This is a genomic window from Halomonas sp. 1513, from assembly GCA_001971685.1.
Classification (GTDB): domain Bacteria; phylum Pseudomonadota; class Gammaproteobacteria; order Pseudomonadales; family Halomonadaceae; genus Franzmannia.
Window position 1 is genome coordinate 2,736,680 of record CP019326.1, and the last position, 17,783, is coordinate 2,754,462.

The 17,783-nt window shown below is 64.1% G+C and carries 16 protein-coding genes; 6 read left to right on the plus strand and 10 right to left on the minus strand.

Annotated features, from left to right (window positions below):
• Position 1 precedes the first annotated feature (1 nt).
• From BWR19_12405 to BWR19_12420, 4 genes are read right to left on the minus strand one after another with little or no spacing between them, the layout of a single operon-like run.
• Positions 2 to 595 (minus strand): septum formation protein Maf, encoded by a 594-nt coding sequence (locus tag BWR19_12405; protein APX93672.1) that lies wholly within the window; start codon positions 593 to 595, stop codon positions 2 to 4.
• Positions 596 to 613: 18 nt separating this feature from the next.
• Positions 614 to 1,102 (minus strand): rod shape-determining protein MreD, encoded by a 489-nt coding sequence (locus BWR19_12410; GenBank protein ID APX93673.1) that lies wholly within the window; start codon positions 1,100 to 1,102, stop codon positions 614 to 616.
• Positions 1,102 to 2,007, minus strand: coding sequence for a rod shape-determining protein MreC (locus BWR19_12415; GenBank protein ID APX93674.1), 906 nt, complete (start codon positions 2,005 to 2,007; stop codon positions 1,102 to 1,104). Before BWR19_12415 ends, BWR19_12410 begins: the two co-directional genes overlap by 1 nt.
• Positions 2,008 to 2,040: 33 nt before the next feature.
• On the minus strand, positions 2,041 to 3,078 hold the full coding sequence (locus BWR19_12420) for a rod shape-determining protein (protein ID APX93675.1): 1,038 nt from the start codon (positions 3,076 to 3,078) through the stop codon (positions 2,041 to 2,043).
• A 191-nt stretch (positions 3,079 to 3,269) separates the two neighbouring features.
• On the opposite strand from BWR19_12420, the gene BWR19_12425 reads away from it, so the two are divergent.
• From BWR19_12425 to BWR19_12440, 4 genes are read left to right on the plus strand one after another with little or no spacing between them, the layout of a single operon-like run.
• Positions 3,270 to 3,557, plus strand: a complete 288-nt coding sequence (locus tag BWR19_12425; GenBank protein ID APX93676.1) for an asparaginyl/glutamyl-tRNA amidotransferase subunit C — start codon at positions 3,270 to 3,272, stop codon at positions 3,555 to 3,557.
• Between the two features lie 20 nt (positions 3,558 to 3,577).
• On the plus strand, positions 3,578 to 5,038 hold the full coding sequence (locus tag BWR19_12430) for an aspartyl/glutamyl-tRNA amidotransferase subunit A (GenBank protein ID APX93677.1): 1,461 nt from the start codon (positions 3,578 to 3,580) through the stop codon (positions 5,036 to 5,038).
• Complete coding sequence (gatB, locus tag BWR19_12435) at positions 5,038 to 6,489, plus strand: aspartyl/glutamyl-tRNA amidotransferase subunit B (protein APX95014.1); 1,452 nt, start codon at positions 5,038 to 5,040, stop codon at positions 6,487 to 6,489. Before BWR19_12430 ends, gatB begins: the two co-directional genes overlap by 1 nt.
• A 47-nt stretch (positions 6,490 to 6,536) precedes the next feature.
• Positions 6,537 to 7,088 carry an XRE family transcriptional regulator gene (locus BWR19_12440; protein ID APX93678.1) on the plus strand — a complete coding sequence of 184 codons (552 nt, stop codon included), beginning with the start codon at positions 6,537 to 6,539 and terminating at the stop codon, positions 7,086 to 7,088.
• 21 nt (positions 7,089 to 7,109) lie between these two features.
• On the opposite strand, the gene BWR19_12445 is transcribed toward BWR19_12440, so the two are convergent.
• Together BWR19_12445 and BWR19_12450 are read right to left on the minus strand one after the other, a co-directional pair.
• Positions 7,110 to 7,790, minus strand: a complete 681-nt coding sequence (locus BWR19_12445) for a hypothetical protein (protein APX93679.1) — start codon at positions 7,788 to 7,790, stop codon at positions 7,110 to 7,112.
• A gap of 163 nt (positions 7,791 to 7,953) precedes the next feature.
• A complete protein-coding gene (locus tag BWR19_12450) occupies positions 7,954 to 8,511 on the minus strand; it encodes a hypothetical protein (protein ID APX93680.1) in 558 nt (185 codons plus the stop codon).
• A 383-nt stretch (positions 8,512 to 8,894) separates the two neighbouring features.
• On the opposite strand from BWR19_12450, the gene BWR19_12455 reads away from it, so the two are divergent.
• Positions 8,895 to 10,724 (plus strand): sensor domain-containing phosphodiesterase, encoded by a 1,830-nt coding sequence (locus BWR19_12455; protein APX93681.1) that lies wholly within the window; start codon positions 8,895 to 8,897, stop codon positions 10,722 to 10,724.
• A 49-nt stretch (positions 10,725 to 10,773) separates the two neighbouring features.
• On the plus strand, positions 10,774 to 11,703 hold the full coding sequence (locus tag BWR19_12460; protein APX93682.1) for a hypothetical protein: 930 nt from the start codon (positions 10,774 to 10,776) through the stop codon (positions 11,701 to 11,703).
• 925 nt (positions 11,704 to 12,628) lie between these two features.
• On the opposite strand, the gene BWR19_12465 is transcribed toward BWR19_12460, so the two are convergent.
• From BWR19_12465 to BWR19_12480, 4 genes are all read right to left on the minus strand, one after another.
• Positions 12,629 to 13,927, minus strand: a complete 1,299-nt coding sequence (locus tag BWR19_12465) for a DNA polymerase V (GenBank protein ID APX93683.1) — start codon at positions 13,925 to 13,927, stop codon at positions 12,629 to 12,631.
• Positions 13,928 to 14,059: 132 nt separating this feature from the next.
• Positions 14,060 to 15,556, minus strand: a complete 1,497-nt coding sequence (locus BWR19_12470) for an aldehyde dehydrogenase PuuC (GenBank protein APX93684.1) — start codon at positions 15,554 to 15,556, stop codon at positions 14,060 to 14,062.
• Entirely contained in the window at positions 15,553 to 16,935 is a 1,383-nt protein-coding gene (locus BWR19_12475; protein ID APX93685.1) for an aspartate aminotransferase family protein, read from the minus strand. The genes BWR19_12470 and BWR19_12475 overlap by 4 nt, the downstream gene beginning before the upstream one ends.
• Positions 16,936 to 16,955: 20 nt before the next feature.
• Positions 16,956 to 17,732 carry a gamma-glutamyl-gamma-aminobutyrate hydrolase gene (locus BWR19_12480; protein APX93686.1) on the minus strand — a complete coding sequence of 259 codons (777 nt, stop codon included), beginning with the start codon at positions 17,730 to 17,732 and terminating at the stop codon, positions 16,956 to 16,958.
• Positions 17,733 to 17,783 lie beyond the last annotated feature (51 nt).

The window sequence follows — 17,783 nt, forward strand, 5'->3', positions numbered from 1 at the left end:
ATTATGGCACAGCCACCCCGCCCCCCGACCACAGCGGCACGCCTTGTCGGGCCAGCAGGGCGGCGGTCTCGTACAGCGGCAGCCCCACCACCGCCGAATGGCTGCCCTGCATCTCGGCCACGAACACCGCCGCCAGGCCCTGGATGGCATAGCCGCCGGCCTTGTCGGTGGGCTCGCCGGTGGCCCAGTAGGCGGCGATCTCGGCGCTGTCGATGTCGCGCAGGGTAACCTGGCTGGTCACGCACGCCTCGAGCAGGCCGGCCGGTCCGCTGACCGCCACCGCGGTCAGCACCTGGTGAGTGGTGCCGGCCAGCGCGCCGAGCATCTCGGCGGCATGGGCCTGGTCGCTGGGCTTGCCGAAGATCTGGCCGTTCAGCACCACCGCGGTGTCAGAGCCGAGGGTCGGCAGCTGGCTGCCCGCCGCCCCGGCCAGCGCCTTGTCCCGGGCCAGGCGCTGCACATAGGCCTGCGGTGCCTCATCCGGCCACGGCGTCTCGTCGATATCCACCGGGTGGATTTCCACCGCCACACCGATCGAGGCGAGCAGGTCGCGGCGGCGCGGTGAGGCAGAGGCCAGTCGCAGGATGGCGGTCATGCAGCCTCCATTCGATGCTCAGAAGATGCCCAGTCGACGGCGCAGCATCTGGAACATGGTAAACAGCCATGGCCAGAGCAGCGCGCCGATCAGCGAGGGCAGCAGGAATGCCAGGTGGATCGAGAACGGCCCGACGATGGTGCGCAGCCACTGCTCGATCAACTGCACGATGCCCAACAGCATGAAGATCAGCAGTGCCTGCTGGAGCAGCGAGTAGGCGCGCAGCCGCTGATAGAGCAGCGCACACAGGAAGGCCAGCAGCGACAGGGTGAGGGCATTCTGGCCCAGCGGCGAGCCCTCGATCAGGTCGAGCAAAATCCCCAGCACGAAGCCGTGCAGCACGCCGACCCGCTGTGGCATCACCACGCACCAGTAGATCAGCATCAGACCCAGCCAATCGGGCCGCCACATCAGCCATACATCAGCCAGCGGCATCACCTGCAGGCACAGCGCCAGCAGCAGGCTCAGCCAGATCAGCAGGGTTCCGCGCAGGCCTATGGCAACCATTACGGCATCAACTCCATGGGCGGCTCGATGATCGAGAAGGTTTCGTCCCACAGCCGGTCACCCGGCTCGGGCTCGATGGTCGGCGGTGGAAACAGCAGCAGGAAGTGCCGCGAGCGCTGCAGCTGCGCCACCGGTGCCGCGGTGACCCGGGCGAAGGGCTGACCGGGATCGTGAACCACTTCACTGACCCGCGCCACCGGATAGCCGGCGGGGAAGCGCCCGGCCAGCCCCGAGGTGATCAGCAGATCGCCCTCGCGGATATCGGCGGTATCGGGAACGTGCATCACATTGAGGGTATCGTAGCGCCCCGAGCCCTGCACGATGAAGCGCAGACCGTTGCGATTGACCTGCACCGGCATGGCGTGATTGGCGTCGGCGAGCATCAGCACGCGGCTCGAGTAGGCCGACACCGCGGTGATCTGCCCCACCAGCCCCGAGGCGTCCATCACCGGCTGGCCGACGTAGGCGCCGTCGCGACGACCGCGGTCGATGACCATCTGATGGGTGAAGGGATCGGAGTCCAGCGACAGCAGCTCGGCGGTGATGTAAGGCATCTCGGTCTGCCCCGCCGCGTTGAGCAGCTCACGCAGTCGCACGTTCTCTGCGGTCAGGCTGGCCATGCGCTGCACGCGGTGCGACAGGGTCAGCAGCTGCTCACGCAGGCGGCGATTCTCGTCGACCAGGGCGCGCTGATCGGAGAGCGCCAGCGAACCCCAGGTCAGCACATCGCTGGGCACGCTGACCGCCCACTGGATCGGCGCGACCACGGTGGTCATCTGAGCGCGTAGATCTTCCATGCGCGAGAATCGGTGTTCCGCGAACATCAGCGCGAACGCCAAGATCGCACACAGCAGCATGCGATAGCCCGGCACCGGCCCGTGCGAGAACAGCGGTTTGATAAGCAATCCCCCCGAAAGCAGCCCAGCCGAGACCGGGCGTTAGTCGCTCGAGAGCAGCTCGAAGGTATGCTGGTCGATCATCTCCAGGGCCTTGCCGCCGCCACGTGCCACGCAGGTCAACGGGTCCTCGGCGACGATCACCGGCAGGCCAGTCTCTTCGGCGATCAACTTGTCGAGATCGCGCAGCAGCGCGCCGCCGCCGGTCAGTACCAGGCCGCGCTCGGCGATATCCGAGGCCAGCTCGGGCGGCGACTGCTCGAGGGCACTCTTCACCGCGGTGACGATCGAGGCCAGGGTCTCCTGCAGCGCATCGAGAATCTCGTGGGAGTTGAGCGTGAAGCTGCGCGGAATGCCTTCGGCCAGGTTACGGCCGCGCACGTCGATCTCGCGCAGCTCGCCGCCCGGGTAGGCACAGCCGATCTCTTCCTTGATGCGCTCGGCGGTAGCCTCACCGATCAGGCTGCCGTAATGGCGGCGCACATAGGCGGTGATGGCTTCGTCGAAGCGGTCGCCGCCGACGCGGATCGACTCCGAGTAGACCACGCCGTTGAGCGAGATGATGGCGATTTCGGTGGTGCCGCCACCGATATCGACGACCATCGAGCCCTGCGCCTCTTCCACCGGCAGACCGGCGCCGATGGCAGCCGCCATGGGTTCCTCGATCAGGAACACCTCGCGGGCCCCGGCGCCTTCCGCCGACTCCTTGATGGCGCGGCGCTCGACCTGGGTCGACATGCATGGCACACACACCAGCACCCGCGGACTCGGGGTGAGGAAGGTGCTCTGATGCACCTTGCGGATGAAGTGCTGCAGCATCTGCTCGGTGACGGTGAAGTCGGCAATCACCCCGTCCTTCATCGGGCGGATGGCGGTGATATTGCCCGGCGTGCGGCCCAGCATGCGCTTGGCGTCGACGCCGACGGCAGCGACGCTGCGCATGTTGCCGGACTGGCGGATCGCCACGACGGATGGTTCGTCGAGCACGATGCCCCGACCGCGAACGTAGATCAGTGTGTTGGCGGTCCCCAGGTCGATCGATAGATCGCTCGAGAACAGCCCCCGTAAACGTTTAAACATGAAAGTCTTTCACCTAGTGCAGACCGGAACCCTGTGCGGATGCAAACGGTATCACCGCCGCCGGTGTCCAGCAAGCTGAAGTGCCTGCCAGACAGGCCAAGATGTGGTACCGTTTGCGGCTATTTCAGCGCGGATGTCGGCCGCCGACATCCGTCGCCCCATCGATATCATGCTCAGGGGACGTTTTCACCATGGCGCTTGAACCCTCCGACGTGCAGCGCGCAGCTCATCTGGCGCGACTGGCCATGAACGATGCCGACGCCGCCGGCTACGTAGACGACCTCGGCCGAATCCTGGCCATGGTCGACCAGTTGCAGGAAGTCGACACCGACGGCGTGGCCCCGCTCGCCCACCCCCTCGATACCACCCAGCGCCTGCGCGCCGACGAGGTCACCGAGCGCGACCAGCGCGACCATTTCCAGCGCGTCGCGCCGGCCGTCGAGAACGGCTTGTATCTGGTGCCCCGCGTCGTCGAATGAACCCGCTTCAGGATCCTGCCATGCACGACCAGACATTGACCCAGCTCGCCCGCGCCCTGGCCGCCGGCGAGGTTTCCAGCCGTGAGCTGACGCAAACGCTGCTGGGGCGCATCGACCGCCTCGACGGCCGTCTCAACAGCTTCATCAGCGTTACCCACGAACAGGCCCTGGCCGCCGCCGATGCCGCCGATGCACTGCGCGCCAAGGGCGAGGCCGGCCCGCTCACCGGCCTGCCGCTGGCGCTCAAGGACATCTTCTGTACCAACGGCGTCAAGACCAGCTGCGGCTCGAAGATGCTCGACAACTTCATCGCCCCCTACGATGCGACGGTGGTCGAGAAGCTCAAGGCTGCCGGCACGGTCAGCCTGGGCAAGACCAACATGGACGAGTTCGCCATGGGCTCGTCGAATGAGAACAGCCACTACGGCCCGGTGAAGAACCCCTGGGACCTAGACGCCGTGCCCGGCGGCTCCTCCGGCGGCAGCGCCGCGGCGGTGGCCGCGGGTCTGGTACCGGCAGCCATGGGCACCGACACCGGCGGCTCGATTCGCCAACCGGCGGCCTTCTGCGGCATCACCGGCCTCAAGCCCACCTACGGGCGTGTCTCGCGCTACGGCATCATCGCCTACGCTTCGAGCCTCGACCAGGCCGGGCCCATGGCGCGCACCGCCGAGGACTGCGCGCTGCTGCTCGGCGCCATCGCCGGCCACGACCTGCGCGACTCCACCAGCGTGGCGCGCGGCGTACCGGACTACCTCGCCGAGCTCGGCGAATCGCTGTCGGGTCTCAAGATCGGCCTGCCCAAGGAGTATTTCGGCGACGGCCTGGCGCCGGAGGTCGAGCAGGCGGTGCGCGAGGCGATCAAGGTCTACGAGTCGCTCGGCGCCAGCGTCCATGAGGTCAGCCTGCCGCACACCCACTTCGCGATCCCGGCCTACTACGTGATCGCCCCGGCCGAGGCCTCCTCGAACCTGTCGCGCTACGACGGCGTGCGCTTCGGCCACCGCTGCGACGCCCCCAGCGACCTGATCGACCTCTACAAGCGCTCGCGGGACGAAGGCTTCGGCAGCGAGGTCAAGCGGCGCATCCTGATCGGCACCCACACCCTCTCGGAAGGCTTCTTCGACGCCTACTACACCCAGGCGCAGAAAGTCCGCCGGCTGATTCGCCAGGACTTCCTCGACGCCTTCGAGGAGGTCGACGTGCTGATGGGTCCGGCCTCGCCGACCCCGGCCTTCGATCTCGGCGCCAACAAGGATCCGGTGTCGATGTACCTGCAGGACATCTACACCATCGCGGTCAACCTGGCGGGCATTCCCGGTATCAGCGTGCCGGCTGGCGTCGCCGGCCAGCGGCCGATCGGCCTGCAGATCCTCGGCCCGCACTTCGCCGAATCGCAGCTGCTCAATGTCGCCCACCAGTTCCAGCAGGCCACCGACTGGCACCAGCGCCGCCCCGCCCTTGCCGAGGAGAGTGCATGATGCAATGGGAAACCGTGATCGGGCTGGAAGTCCACGTCCAGCTCGCCACCAAGTCGAAGATCTTCTCCGGCGCCTCCACCGCCTTCGGCGCCGAGCCCAACAGCCAGGCCTGCGCCGTCGATCTCGGCCTGCCCGGGGTGCTGCCGGTGTTGAACGAGCAAGCCGTGGCCATGGCGGTCAGGTTCGGCCTCGGCATCAACGCCGAGATCCCCGAGGTCTCAGTGTTCGACCGTAAGAACTACTTCTACCCCGACCTGCCCAAGGGCTACCAGACCAGCCAGATGTACCACCCCATCGTCGGCGCCGGGGAGGTCGAGATCAGCCTCGAGGATGGCGCCACCAAGCGTATCCGCGTGCACCATGCCCACCTCGAGGAGGACGCCGGCAAGTCGCTCCACGAGGACTTCCACGGCATGACCGGCATCGATCTCAACCGTGCCGGCACGCCGCTGCTGGAGATCGTCTCCGAGCCCGACATGCGCTCGGCCAAGGAGGCTGCCGCCTACCTCAAGGCGATTCATGCCATCGTCACCTACCTGGGCATCTCCGACGGCAACATGGCCGAGGGCTCGATGCGCTGCGACGTCAACGTCTCGGTGCGTCCCAAGGGCCAGGAGGCCTTCGGTACCCGCGCCGAGGTCAAGAACGTCAACTCCTTTCGCTTCGTCGAACGCGCCATCGCCTACGAGGTGGAGCGCCAGATCGAGCTGATCGAGGACGGCGGCACGGTGGTACAGGAGACCCGCCTGTACGACCCCGAGGCCGACGAGACCCGCAGCATGCGCACCAAGGAGGAAGCCAACGACTACCGCTACTTCCCGTGCCCCGACCTGCTGCCGGTGGTGCTCGACCGCGCCTACGTCGACCATCTCAGAAGCACCCTGCCGGAGCTGCCCGCCGAGAAGCGCGCGCGTTTCGAGGGCGAGCTGGGCCTCTCCGCCTACGACGCCAGCGTGCTGGCCTCGAGCCGCGCCATGGCCGAGTATTTCGAGGCGGTCAAGGAGGTCTGCGGCGATGCCAAGCAGGCCGCCAACTGGGTGCAGGGCGAACTGTCCGGCGCGCTCAACCGTGAAAATCTCGGCATCGAGCAGAGCCCGGTGGCGGCCGAACAGCTCGGCGAGCTGATCGCGCGGGTGCTCGACGACACCATCAACGGCAAGGCCGCCAAGCAGGTCTTCCAGGCGCTGTGGAACGGCGAGGGCGACAGCGCCGACGCCATCATTGACGCCAAGGGCCTCAAACAGGTCACCGACAGCGGCGCCATCGAGGCGATGATCGACCAGGTCATCGCCGACAGCCCGGTGCAGGTCGCCCAGTACCGCGACGCCGAACCGGACAAGCGCGGCAAGATGATCGGCTACTTCGTTGGCCAGGTGATGAAGGCCTCGCGGGGCACCGCCAACCCCCAGCAGGTCAACGCCCTACTAAAAGAAAAACTGGATCAGGCGTGATCCATGCGCGGCCGGCGCCACGCCGGCCGCCTTATCAGGAGATTGTCATGTCAGACGATGTCGGAGGGCGCCTGCGCGCACTGCGTACCCTGCGTGGGATATCTCAGCGCGAGCTTGCCAAGCGCTGCGGCGTGACCCATTCGAGTCTGTCACTGATCGAGCAGGGCAAGGTCAGCCCTTCGGTGAGCTCGCTGAAGAAGGTCCTCGACGCCATTCCGATCAGCGTCGGCGACTTCTTCACCATGGACCTCGAGAGCCGCGACCAGGTGTTCTATTCGGCGGATGAACTCACCGACATGGGCAGCGGCGACGTGATCTTCAAGCTGGTCGGTGCCAACCGTGCCAGCCGCGCGCTGTCGTTCATGATCGAGACCTATCCCGCCGGCAGTGATACCGGCCGTGAAATGATCGCCCACCAGGGCGAAGAAGCGGGGGTGGTACTGGAGGGCGAAATCGAGATCACCGTGGGCGGCGAGAGCCGCGTGCTCGGCGCCGGCGAGGCCTACTACTTCGACACCAACGTCCCCCACCGCTTCCGCAATCCCGGCGACGTGGCCTGCAAGCTGGTCAGCTGCTGCACGCCTGCCAAGACGTTCTGATCCTGCGCCCAGCCTTGCCTATCAGGGAAGATCGGTAGTTTGCGGCTGCGAAATCAAGCCAAGCCTGATGGCTTCATGAACCAAGCCGGCCGTATGCCCGACCCCAAGGCGCCGCATGATATGGGCGCGGTGCGTCTCGATGGTCTTGACACTTACATTGAGCTGATCGGCAATCGCCTTGTTGCGAAAACCCGTTGCTACCAGCCTCAGCACCTCGCTTTGTCGTGGCGTCAAGGGGGTTTCCTGCCGGGAGCCTTCGCCGACCACCGAGGCAGCATTGATGAATTGCTCCGGCTCCATGGCCGTGAGCACGAAGCGCTCTCCCTGTACGGCTTTATGGATGGCCGTTTCCAGATCATGGACATCCGCATTTTTGTGCAGGAAACCACAGACACCCTCCCGAAAGAGGCGACGAATATAGGTATCACTGGAATAGGCGGAGAGCACCACCACCTGGAGTCCAGGGTGAACCTCCCTAAGTCGAGTCAGAGATTCGAGCTCCTTGCTCGAGGCAATCGCCGCATCCACCAGCGCCACATCGGCCTCCCGACATGCGAGGACGGCGAGGAGCTCATGCGCCGACCCTGCCTCGGCAACCACCGCCATGTTGTCGAAGGTCTCGATGAGGCAGCGGATCGCGGATCGCACCAGCCGGTGCTCATCGACGAGCAGAACCCGGATATTGTCGGTTGGATATTTCATCAATATATGCCATGTCCCTTGGCACGGAGAGACTCGAGAAGAGCAAGGAACCTCGCGATAGCGCGAGGTAAACCGTAATAGGAAAGTGCATCGGAAACGCTCACCACATCAACCCCGCACGGTAGCGCACAAGGTATAATATTAGTATACGCAAAAACCCTGATCATGCCTCCTCTCTCAATATGCCCTGCCGCAAAGCGGAATCGATGATGGCCTCGATCTGATCAAGACCTTGTGAAGGGCCGACATCCAGCTCCGTCCGCGTCGAGACATGCTCCGAGAAGAACCCCAAACCCAGCTGCTTGATAATCGTTGGACAAAGAAACGTCTTTCCCGTTGCAGCGGCACGCAGGGCTATCTCGAGCTCGGCAGCACCTGCGTCCTGCAGCAGAAAGCCACTGGCACCCGATGCCAGAGCTCGCCTGATATCGCTGACCCCATGACTAACTGACAGGATCACAACGCGTGTGGTTGCACCACCTTCCTGCAAACGCCGATGTACGTCGAAACATGCCTCTCCAGGCAAGAGCGCATCGATCAAGGCAACATCGACGCGCTCTTGCCGGGCAATCTCCCCCAAGCCGTGCAGATGCCCGATACTGGCGACCACCTCGACACCCGTGAAGCGCTCGAGCATCAGGCAGAGCCCCTCGCGGATGATGCCACTGCAATTGACAACCAAGACCCTGATCGATGTCTCGGAACGCTTGTATGGCGTCATTTCCCACGCTCCTACGCTGATACCTGTGTCGCGTCCTGCCGAATTCGAGCACCGCCGGTCAATGCCGGGCAGGCGGCTATCGCTACCAGCTTCACGATGACGCGCACCGAAGCTAACACCAGGCTATCCATGACCATCACGGCGGACCTGGATACATAAAAACACGTATGCCAAGTATAAATCATCAGCAATAATACGTAGAATTACTCTCATGCATAGCCTCGGACTCCATCAACGCTTTCTTAATCGATCACAACCCGTATACGCTGGCCTCCATTTCTCTAAAAAACCTTTAACATCAATATATTGCAATGTAACCACCTGCCAAATGGTTGAATGACAACCCAGTCACGCTCCATTGATTTTTACTGCAGGAGAATCCCATGGATGACATGCAGCCTCGCAGTACGCGCCACACCGACGAGCACGCACGGCTTACTGAACTCCGCGCCCTCGGCATCCTGGACACCCCGCCGGAAGAACGTTTTGACCGCTACACCCGCCTGGTTTCACAGATATTCAATGCTCCTATCACATTGATTTCCCTGGTCGATGAGAATCGGCAGTGGTTCAAGTCATCAGTGGGCGCGGATGCCTGTGAAACGTCACGCGAGCTCTCATTCTGCGTCCACGCCATTCAACAGGACTATCTGGAAATTCCTGACGCCTTGGATGACGACTTCTTCCGTACCCACCAGGCGGTGGTGTCACCCCCCTATATCCGCTTCTACGCTGGCGTCGTCCTGCACGGCCCGAACGGCCAGGCTGTTGGGACCCTGTGCATCAGCGACACTAAACCTCGAGAGATCACCCCTGTGGAGCGATCCTGGCTCAGGACCTTCGGCAAGGTCGTCGAGGAACAGATCCATCTCTATGCCGAATTGGTCAAGGCCCGCCGCCAGGTGAGCCGAGTGACGCAGCGCGACACTCGAACAGGACTCCCCGACGAGATCCTGTTCGGGGACACCCTGAATAACCTGATTCGCCTTGCCGACACGGAAACTTTCAATCTAGCGGTCCTACATCTGCGCGTGAACAATCTCGACGAGATTAGTCGCATTCACGGTCGAAGCAACCGGGATGCCGTGCTGAAATGCCTGGCGGATCGATTGACAGCACCCGACATCAATATACTGGCGGCGGGCCACTTGGACCGAGATCGCTTCGGTGCGGTGATCTCCCTTTTCTCCGTGCGCGATATGTTCGGCATGATAGTGCCCATCGTGAACAGGTTGACCATGGCCATCGAACTGGAGGGCCATACATTACTGCCGGACATCGATGTTGGCATCAGTGTCTCCCCCGCTGACGGCACCAGCCCCGATGAACTCCTGGAGCGCGCCCGAACTGCCCTCAAGGGCCCCAGAACTCCTGAAGGCATGCATGTCTTCACCCAGGAGACCGAGGCCAGTGCCGTACGTCGGCACTGGATAGAACAACGACTGGAACCGGCCCTGCGCAACGACATGCTGGTCCAACACTACCAGCCCATCGTCCTCGCTGACGGCAGTGGCGTGCTCGGTTTCGAAGCCCTGGCTCGCTGGCAGGACGAGAAGCTGGGCCACGTAAGCCCCGGTGAATTCGTGCCAATAGCTGAAAAGAATCCGCGGCTGTCACGGCTACTGACGGACTGGTCACTCAGGGTAGTCTGCGAAAAAGCGATGGAGTGGCCCCTCAAGGAAGGCGATCCTCCACTGCGAATGGCGATCAACATCCCCGCCAATCAGTTTTATCAGGCGAGTTTTGTCGACCATATTCTCCAGGTACTTAAGGAGTACAATATAGCGCCGGAACGGCTGGCACTAGAACTGACCGAGGAAAGCCTGCTCACCGATATAGACCAGGCGGTGCAAACCATGCGTAGGCTAAGAGATAAGAATATTGCCATCGCCCTGGATGATTTTGGCACCGGTTATTCCTCCTTGAATTATCTCAAACGCCTCCCCATTGACGCACTCAAGATCGACAAGAGCTTCATCGATGAACTCCCCAATGATCGCAGGGCCGTCGATTTGGTCAAGGGCATCATCGGTATTGCCCGCGGCCTTGGCATGAGAGTCATCGGCGAAGGCGTGGAATCCCAGGCACAGCACAGCCTGCTTCAAGAACTGGGCTGTGATGCCCTGCAGGGCTACCTGTTCAGCCGTCCCGTCGTTGCTGACAAGGCGCTGGCTTTCGTAGAGTCCTGGCCTGGACGCGAAAGAGCTTGGTAATAGCATGCCTTACACGCCATCTAACTCAATGCCCCGAAACGATAGCGCCATGGTTAGCGAGATCTCTAACGCACCATCCACCCTAGAAGAGTGGCAGGCTCTTGCATGTACCCTGCAGAGAGTACAAAGGGTCGGTAGGCTCGGGTATTGGAAACTGACCATGTCAACAGGCGCCGTCTACTGGTCCGATATGGTGTATGACATCTTTGGTGTCGATAGCGCTGCCTTTACTCCTGACTGTCCGGCCTTCCTTAGGATGGTTTATCCGCAGGATCGGGCCAAGGTAGAGAAAAAGCTCGCGCAACTGCGAGGTCGCGGGCACTACGAGATCACCTATCGAATCACCCTCCCAAGCGGCGAGATTCGCTGGCTACATGAAATCGCCGACAATACCGCTCCCGACGCCCCAGACACTTTGATGGGCACGGTTAGAGACATCACTGTTTTCAAAGAACTTGAGCTAAAACTGCGAAAGCAGACCATCACAGACCATCTGACGGGGCTATTCAACCGGCGTTATTTCATGAAGCGCCTCACACAAGCCTTCGCCCTTTATCAGCGAAATGGCCAACGGGCTGCTGTCATGCTGCTGGACATTGACCACTTCAAAGCGGTCAATGATACCTATGGCCATGCCATGGGTGATCAGGTGTTGGTTCGTGTCGCGGATCTGTTCAAGGAAAGGTTCAGGAAATCCGATGTGGTTGGACGCTTGGGAGGCGAAGAGTTCGCAGTATTGTTGCTCGACAGCTGCCTTGAGCATGCCGCCGGAGTGGCGGAAGAGATCAGAGGGGCACTGGCAGGAATGGAATTCCACGCGAATGTCGACGCAACGTTCCGAATATCCGTCACCTGTGGCCTTGCCGGATTCGCCGAGGATGATGCATCAGAGGACAGTATCCTCAAGCGCGCCGATGATTCCCTGTATCTTGGCAAGCAGTCTGGACGCAACCAGGTCGTAGTGGAACGCTACTACTAAGCCAGTATTGCTCGCAGGAAGGTACTGAGTGATTTCCACCCGGTCGGTGGCATCGGCGAAAGGCCACCATGAGCTCAACGATCCGTCCCTAGGCATCGCGAACCGTCCGCAGTTGGTTGTCCAGCCACTGCCAGCAGCCTTCCGGTTGCGTTGACGATAGTGGAGCCGGGCATACCCGAGCACCGCACCTGAGGGGGATATCGAGACGGCACTCGTCCTGGGTGCCACCAGTGATGTCGGCCAGACACGCCGTAAACTCAACGCCGTAGGGTTCCACAATCAGGACCTACAGACTGCCAACTTGCAAATGCTCTACCCGCCAACCTAGCAGGCGCGCAAAACAGGCGTAAGCGTCCTGTGAACACAACTTCCCCGGAAGGCCCTGGCCCGCCACATTAGGTGCCCATCTATTAATAAGTGGGCACCTATTCATGACTCCCCCAAGCACCGAAAGAGAGATTCGCCGCCGTCGTCGCTATGCCCCTTCCTTCATACTGCGGTGGAGCCCGCAACGGCCGTGGCACAGCGAGCGATGCACCAATTGTTATCATATCGGAGCCACCGCTTAATAAGGTGACCATACCAGTGTCGGAGTTGGTACCTTGTCAAAATCGCGGCGGCGCACCATATTAAACTCTTCCAAACGTTACTCAGCGCTGCCTGAGCGCTTCGATCTCCGCACGCAGCGCTTCGGCCTCCTCGGTGAGGCTGGCGTTGGCACGCATGTCACCATTGCGCGCCGCCAGCATCGCCTGCTCCAGCTTTCGCTCATACTCTTTCTGCAGCTTCTTGCTCGGATCGCGGCTGAACAAGCCCATGGCATCTCTCCAGTGCTGGGTGAACGATCAGCCTACGCCAATAGCTATACAAAAGCGATACCAACACTGTACACAACTACTCTGAACTGATCTGGCGGCAGGCCTACTCAAGCGCTGCCTGTATCGTCGCGCCGCGGCCCTGGCTCGAGCTCGAGCCGCGCCCGCTCCACCAGCGCCTCGGGCAGCTCGCGCTTCACCGCCACGCCCAGCTCGCGAAACTCGTCGGCCTGCTTGATCAAGTTGCCACGACCGTTGACCAGCTGGCCGATGGCGTTGTCGTAGCTCTCCCGGGCGCCGTCGAGCTTGCCGCCCACCTCCTCCATGCTGGTGAGGAAGGTGCGCAGCTTGGCGTGGAATTTCTCGGCGCGGCTGGCCAGTTCGGCGCTGTGCCGGCTCTGGTCCTCGAAGCGCCACAGCTGGCGCACGATATTGAGACTGGTCAGCAGCGTGGTCGGCGTGGCCACCAGCACGTTGCGCTCCAGGGCGCGCTGGAACAGCGACTCGTCGTGCCGGAGCGCCTCGACGTAGGCCGACTCCACGGGAATGAACATCACCACCACGTCCGGCGAGTTGAGCCCCGGCAGGTCGTAGTAGTGCTTGTCGGCAAGCTCGTTGATGCGCTCGCCCACCGCCCGGGCGTGGGCCGCCAGCGCCTCAGCGCGGGTCGCCTCGTCGTCGGCGTTGACGTAGCGCACATAGGCCGCAAGCGAGGTCTTGGCGTCGATCACCAGATGCTTGCCCTGGGGCAGGTAGACCAGCGCGTCCGGCCGCCGCCGTCCCGCCTCGGTGGTGAAGCTGACCTCGCGCTGATAGTCCTTGCCGGCGCGCAGGCCGGCGCCCTCGAGCACGTTCTCGAGCATCAGCTCGCCCCAGTTGCCCTGCAGCTTCTTCTGGCCCTGCAGCGCCTCGGTGAGGCGGCTGGCCTGGTCGGTGATCTCGCGGTTGAGGGCCTGCAGGTGCTGCAGCTCGGTGCGCAGGCTGGCGCGCTGCTCGGTGTCGAAGCGATGGATCGCCTCGACCTTGTCGCGAAAGCCCTTCATCTCCGCCTGCAGCGGCTGCAGCAGGCCGTGGATATTGCGCTGGGAGAGCTCCGAGAAGCTGCGCCCCTTGCGCTCGAGAATCTCGTTGGCGAGGTTCTCGAACTCCTGCTTGAGCTGCTCGCGGCTGTCCCGCAACAGCGCCAGCTGCTGCTCGAAGTGGCTGCGCTGCTGGTCGAGGGTGGTGGCCAGGCGGGTGCGCTCCAGCTCGACGGCCTTGAGCGCCGCCTCGCGCTCGGCAAGCGTTGCGCTCAGCGCCTCGCGCGCTGCCTCGGCGGCGCGGCGCTCGCGAGCCTGGCGCCGCGCGGCGAGCGCGCTGGCCAGTAGGTAGGCGAGGATAAATGCCACGCCGGCGGCCAGCGCCGCCATCTGTTCGGGGGTAAGGGTCACGACACCACTCCGCCAGCGGGTGAACAATACGCACTCGGCCCCGCCGGCACATTCGCCTACGGGGCCGAGCTCATGGTAGCACGCCGCGGCGCCAAAACACTGGTCAAATCATCAGCTATCCAGCGAGATCCATACGCTCTTCAGCGAGGAGTATTCGGCCAGCGAGTGATGCGACTTGTCGCGCCCGTTGCCGGACTGCTTGACTCCGCCGAAGGGCATGCTCTGGTCGCCTCCGGCCCAGTTGTTGACGAACACCTGGCCGGACTGCAGGCGCCGGGTGACGCGCATGATGCGGTCGATGTCCTGGCTCCACAGCCCCGCGGCCAGGCCGTAGTCACTGTCATTGGCCATGGCCACGGCCTGCTCCTCGGTGTCGAAGCCGAACACCGCCAGCACCGGCCCGAAGATCTCCTCGCGGCCGATGGCCATCTCAGGCGTCACCCCGTCGAATACCGTCGGCGCGATAAAGTAGCCGGGGCGCTCCAGGGCCGCACCGCCGCCGCGCAGCTGGGCGCCCTCCTCGACGCCCTGACGGATGTAGTCGAGAATGCGCCGATGCTGGGTCTCGTCGACGATGGCGCCCATGAAGCTGTCGGGGTCCAGCGGGTCGCCAGGCTGCATGCGCTCGGCGGCGGCCAGCACCTTGTCGACGAACGCCTCGCGTATCGAGTTCTCCACCAGCAGCCGCGAACCGGCGATGCACACCTCGCCCTGGTTGTGGAAGATCGCCGCCGCCGCGTGCTCGGCCACCGCCTCGAGGTGCTTGCAGTCGGCGAACACCAGGTTGGGGCTCTTGCCGCCGCACTCCAGGTAGACGCGCTTGAGGTTCGACTCGCCGGCATACTGCATCAGCTGCTTGCCGACCTGGGTCGAGCCGGTGAAGGCCAGGCAGTCGACGCCCATTGACAGCGCCAGCGCGCGGCCCACGGTGTGGCCGAAGCCCGGCAGCACCTGGAACACGCCGCGCGGCAGCCCCGCCTCCCGGGCCAGCTGGGCAAGGCGCAGCGCCGACAGCGGCGACTTCTCGGAGGGCTTGAGGATCACGCTGTTGCCGGCGGCCAGCGCCGGGGCGATCTTCCAGGCGGTCATCATCAGCGGGAAGTTCCATGGCACGATCGACGCCACCACCCCGAGCGGCTCGCGCAGCACCAGGCCCAGGCTCTCCTCGCCGGTGGGCGCCACCTCGCCATAGAGCTTGTCGATGGACTCGGCCTGGTGGCGCAGGCAGCCGATGGCGCCGGCCATATCGCCCAGCGCACTCGATACCGGCTTGCCCATGTCGAGGGTATCCAGCAGCGCCAGCTCGTGCTTGTGGGCCGCCATCAGGTCCGCCAGGCGCAGCAGCACCGCCTTGCGCTTGCCCGGCGCCAGCCGCGACCACTCGCCGCGTTCGAAGGCGGCGCGGGCGTGCTCGACCGCCAGCTCGGCGTCGGCGGCATCGCAGCTGGCCACCTCGGCCAGGGTCTCGCCGGTGGCCGGGTTGACGCTGGCAAAGGTCTCGCCGCTGACGGCATCGACGAACTGGTCGTCGACGAAGGCGCGGGTCTCGAAGGTCAGCGAGGCGGCCAGCGCCTGCCACTCGGCCAGGGTAGTGGGACGGGTGCTCATGCCAGGGTCTCCTGCAATGGGGGTGTCGGGGTGTTGGCCAGGCGCCGCGCGGTCTCGTCCAGCGCCGCGCGGGCCTTGTCCACCAGTTCGTCGATCTCGTGGTGAGCGATCACCAGCGGCGGCGAAATGATCATGGTATCGCCTACCGAGCGCATCACCAGCCCGCTGGCGAAGCAGATGTCGCGGCACAGGTTGCCCGCGCCCAGCGACTTGTCGAAGCGCTCGCCGGTGGCCGGATCGATCAGCTCCAGGGCGCCGATCAGGCCCAGCGAACGCGCCTCGCCCACCAGCGGGTGCGCGGCGAGCTCGGTCCAGCGCCGGGACAGATAGGGGCCGAGATCATTGCGCACCCGCTCGATGATACCCTCGCTCTCCATCAGTTCGAGGTTCTTGAGCGCCACGGCGGCGCAGGCCGGATGCCCCGAGTAGGTGAAGCCGTGGAAGAACTCGCCGCCCTCCTCGATCAGCGTCTCGGCGACCCGGTCGCCGACCAGCACTCCGCCAATCGGCAGGTAGCCCGACGACAACCCCTTGGCGATCGGCATCAGGTCCGGCTCGAGGCCGTAGTGGACGCTGCCGAACCACTCGCCGAGGCGCCCGAAGCCGCAGATCACCTCATCGACCACCAGCAGGATATCGTACTTGTCGAGCACCGCCTTGACCGCCGGCCAGTAGCTCTCGGGGGGAATGATCGCGCCCCCGGCGCCCTGCACCGGCTCGGCAATAAAGGCTGCTACCCGCTCTTCACCGAGGGCCAGGATTTTCTCTTCCAGGGCCGCGGCGCACTCGCGGCCGAAGGCCTCGGGGTCCTGACCGTCCGCCTCGCCGAACCAGTAGGGCTGGCGAATATGGCAGATGCCCGGCACCAGCGGCCCGCCCTGGGCATGCATCGGTGCCATGCCGCCGAGACTCATGCCGGCCACGGTGGAGCCGTGATAGGCGTTGTCGCGGGCAATCACCAGCTGCTTGTCAGGCCGCCCCTTGAGCGCCCAGTAGCGGCGCACCATGCGCAGCACGGTGTCGTTGGCCTCGGAGCCAGAGCCGGTGAAGAAGACCCGGTTGATATGCGCCGGCGCCAGCCGGCACAGCGTCTCGGCCAGCTTCACCGCCGGCGGGTGGGTGGTCTTGAAGAAGCTGTTGTAGTAGGGCAGCTCGCGCAGCTGCCGGGTGGCGGCGTCGACCAGCTCCTCGCGACCGTAGCCGAGGTTGACGCACCACAGCCCGGCCATGCCGTCGAGGATACGGTTACCCTGATCGTCGACGATATACACGCCCTGGGCGCTGACGATGACGCGGCTGCCCTCTTCACCGAGCGCCTTGAAATCGCTGAAGGGGTGCAGGTAGTGGGCGCGGTCGAGCGCCTGGATATCATGGGTCATGGTACTCTTTCCTCAGCGTATCAGGCGTCGATCAGCATGGCGGCGCCACGACGCTCCGCGGCCCGCTCGCGGCAGGCCGCGGCGAAGCCGTGAAACAGGGCGTCGTAGAGAGGATGCTGTGCGGGCTGCCATTCGGGGTGCCACTGCACCGCCAGGGCGAAGCGCCGCGCGCCCTCCACCGACAGCGCCTCGATCACCCCATCCGGCGCCACTGCCTCGGCGCGCAGCCCCAGCCCCAGCTCGGCCACGCCCTGCTGATGCAGCGAGTTGACGCGACTCTCCGGCGAGGCATGCAGCGCCGCCAGCGTGCCACCGGGCAGGATCGTCAGATCGTGGCTCAGCGCATACTGGCTCGCCTTGTCGCCCTCTGGTTCGCGGTGATCGAGCAGCCCCGGCACCGTCTGAAGCGCCTGATACAGGGTGCCGCCGAAGGCCACGTTGATCTCCTGGAAACCGCGACAGATGCCGAACAGCGGCATCCCCAGGTCCAGCGCAGCAGGAATCCAGGCCAGCGCCGCGGCATCACGATGCAGGTCGCCGCGGGTATTCTGCGGGGCCGGCTCGGCACCATAGCGGGCCGGCGCCACATTGGTGTAACTGCCGGTCAGCAGCAGGCCGTCGAGCTCAGCGAGCAGGCTCGCCTCCAGGCCGCTGCCATCCTCCCATACCGGCAGCACCAGTGGGGCAAGCCCATAGTCGCGCAGCGCCTGGAGATACTTATCGGTGACCATGTGCGCGGGGTGGCCTTCCACCTCGCGACGACAGGCAATGCCCCCCACCAGCGGTCGACTGGACATACATGACTCCTTGCCTGTAACGGCTCGACAGAGGGTAAAAATGTTATGCTT

Bases quoted from the DNA above. Each gene is read 5' to 3' on its own strand.
- BWR19_12455 (APX93681.1), top strand. From the start codon at position 8,895: ATGGATGACATGCAGCCTCGCAGTACGCGCCACACCGACGAGCACGCA.
- BWR19_12420 (APX93675.1), bottom strand. From the start codon at position 3,078: ATGTTTAAACGTTTACGGGGGCTGTTCTCGAGCGATCTATCGATCGAC.
- BWR19_12470 (APX93684.1), bottom strand. From the start codon at position 15,556: ATGAGCACCCGTCCCACTACCCTGGCCGAGTGGCAGGCGCTGGCCGCC.
- BWR19_12465 (APX93683.1), bottom strand. From the start codon at position 13,927: ATGGCGGCGCTGGCCGCCGGCGTGGCATTTATCCTCGCCTACCTACTG.
- BWR19_12405 (APX93672.1), bottom strand. From the start codon at position 595: ATGACCGCCATCCTGCGACTGGCCTCTGCCTCACCGCGCCGCCGCGAC.
- gatB (APX95014.1), top strand. From the start codon at position 5,038: ATGCAATGGGAAACCGTGATCGGGCTGGAAGTCCACGTCCAGCTCGCC.
- BWR19_12440 (APX93678.1), top strand. From the start codon at position 6,537: ATGTCAGACGATGTCGGAGGGCGCCTGCGCGCACTGCGTACCCTGCGT.
- BWR19_12445 (APX93679.1), bottom strand. From the start codon at position 7,790: ATGAAATATCCAACCGACAATATCCGGGTTCTGCTCGTCGATGAGCAC.
- BWR19_12460 (APX93682.1), top strand. From the start codon at position 10,774: ATGGTTAGCGAGATCTCTAACGCACCATCCACCCTAGAAGAGTGGCAG.
- BWR19_12450 (APX93680.1), bottom strand. From the start codon at position 8,511: ATGACGCCATACAAGCGTTCCGAGACATCGATCAGGGTCTTGGTTGTC.
- BWR19_12430 (APX93677.1), top strand. From the start codon at position 3,578: ATGCACGACCAGACATTGACCCAGCTCGCCCGCGCCCTGGCCGCCGGC.
- BWR19_12410 (APX93673.1), bottom strand. From the start codon at position 1,102: ATGGTTGCCATAGGCCTGCGCGGAACCCTGCTGATCTGGCTGAGCCTG.
- BWR19_12480 (APX93686.1), bottom strand. From the start codon at position 17,732: ATGTCCAGTCGACCGCTGGTGGGGGGCATTGCCTGTCGTCGCGAGGTG.
- BWR19_12425 (APX93676.1), top strand. From the start codon at position 3,270: ATGGCGCTTGAACCCTCCGACGTGCAGCGCGCAGCTCATCTGGCGCGA.
- BWR19_12475 (APX93685.1), bottom strand. From the start codon at position 16,935: ATGACCCATGATATCCAGGCGCTCGACCGCGCCCACTACCTGCACCCC.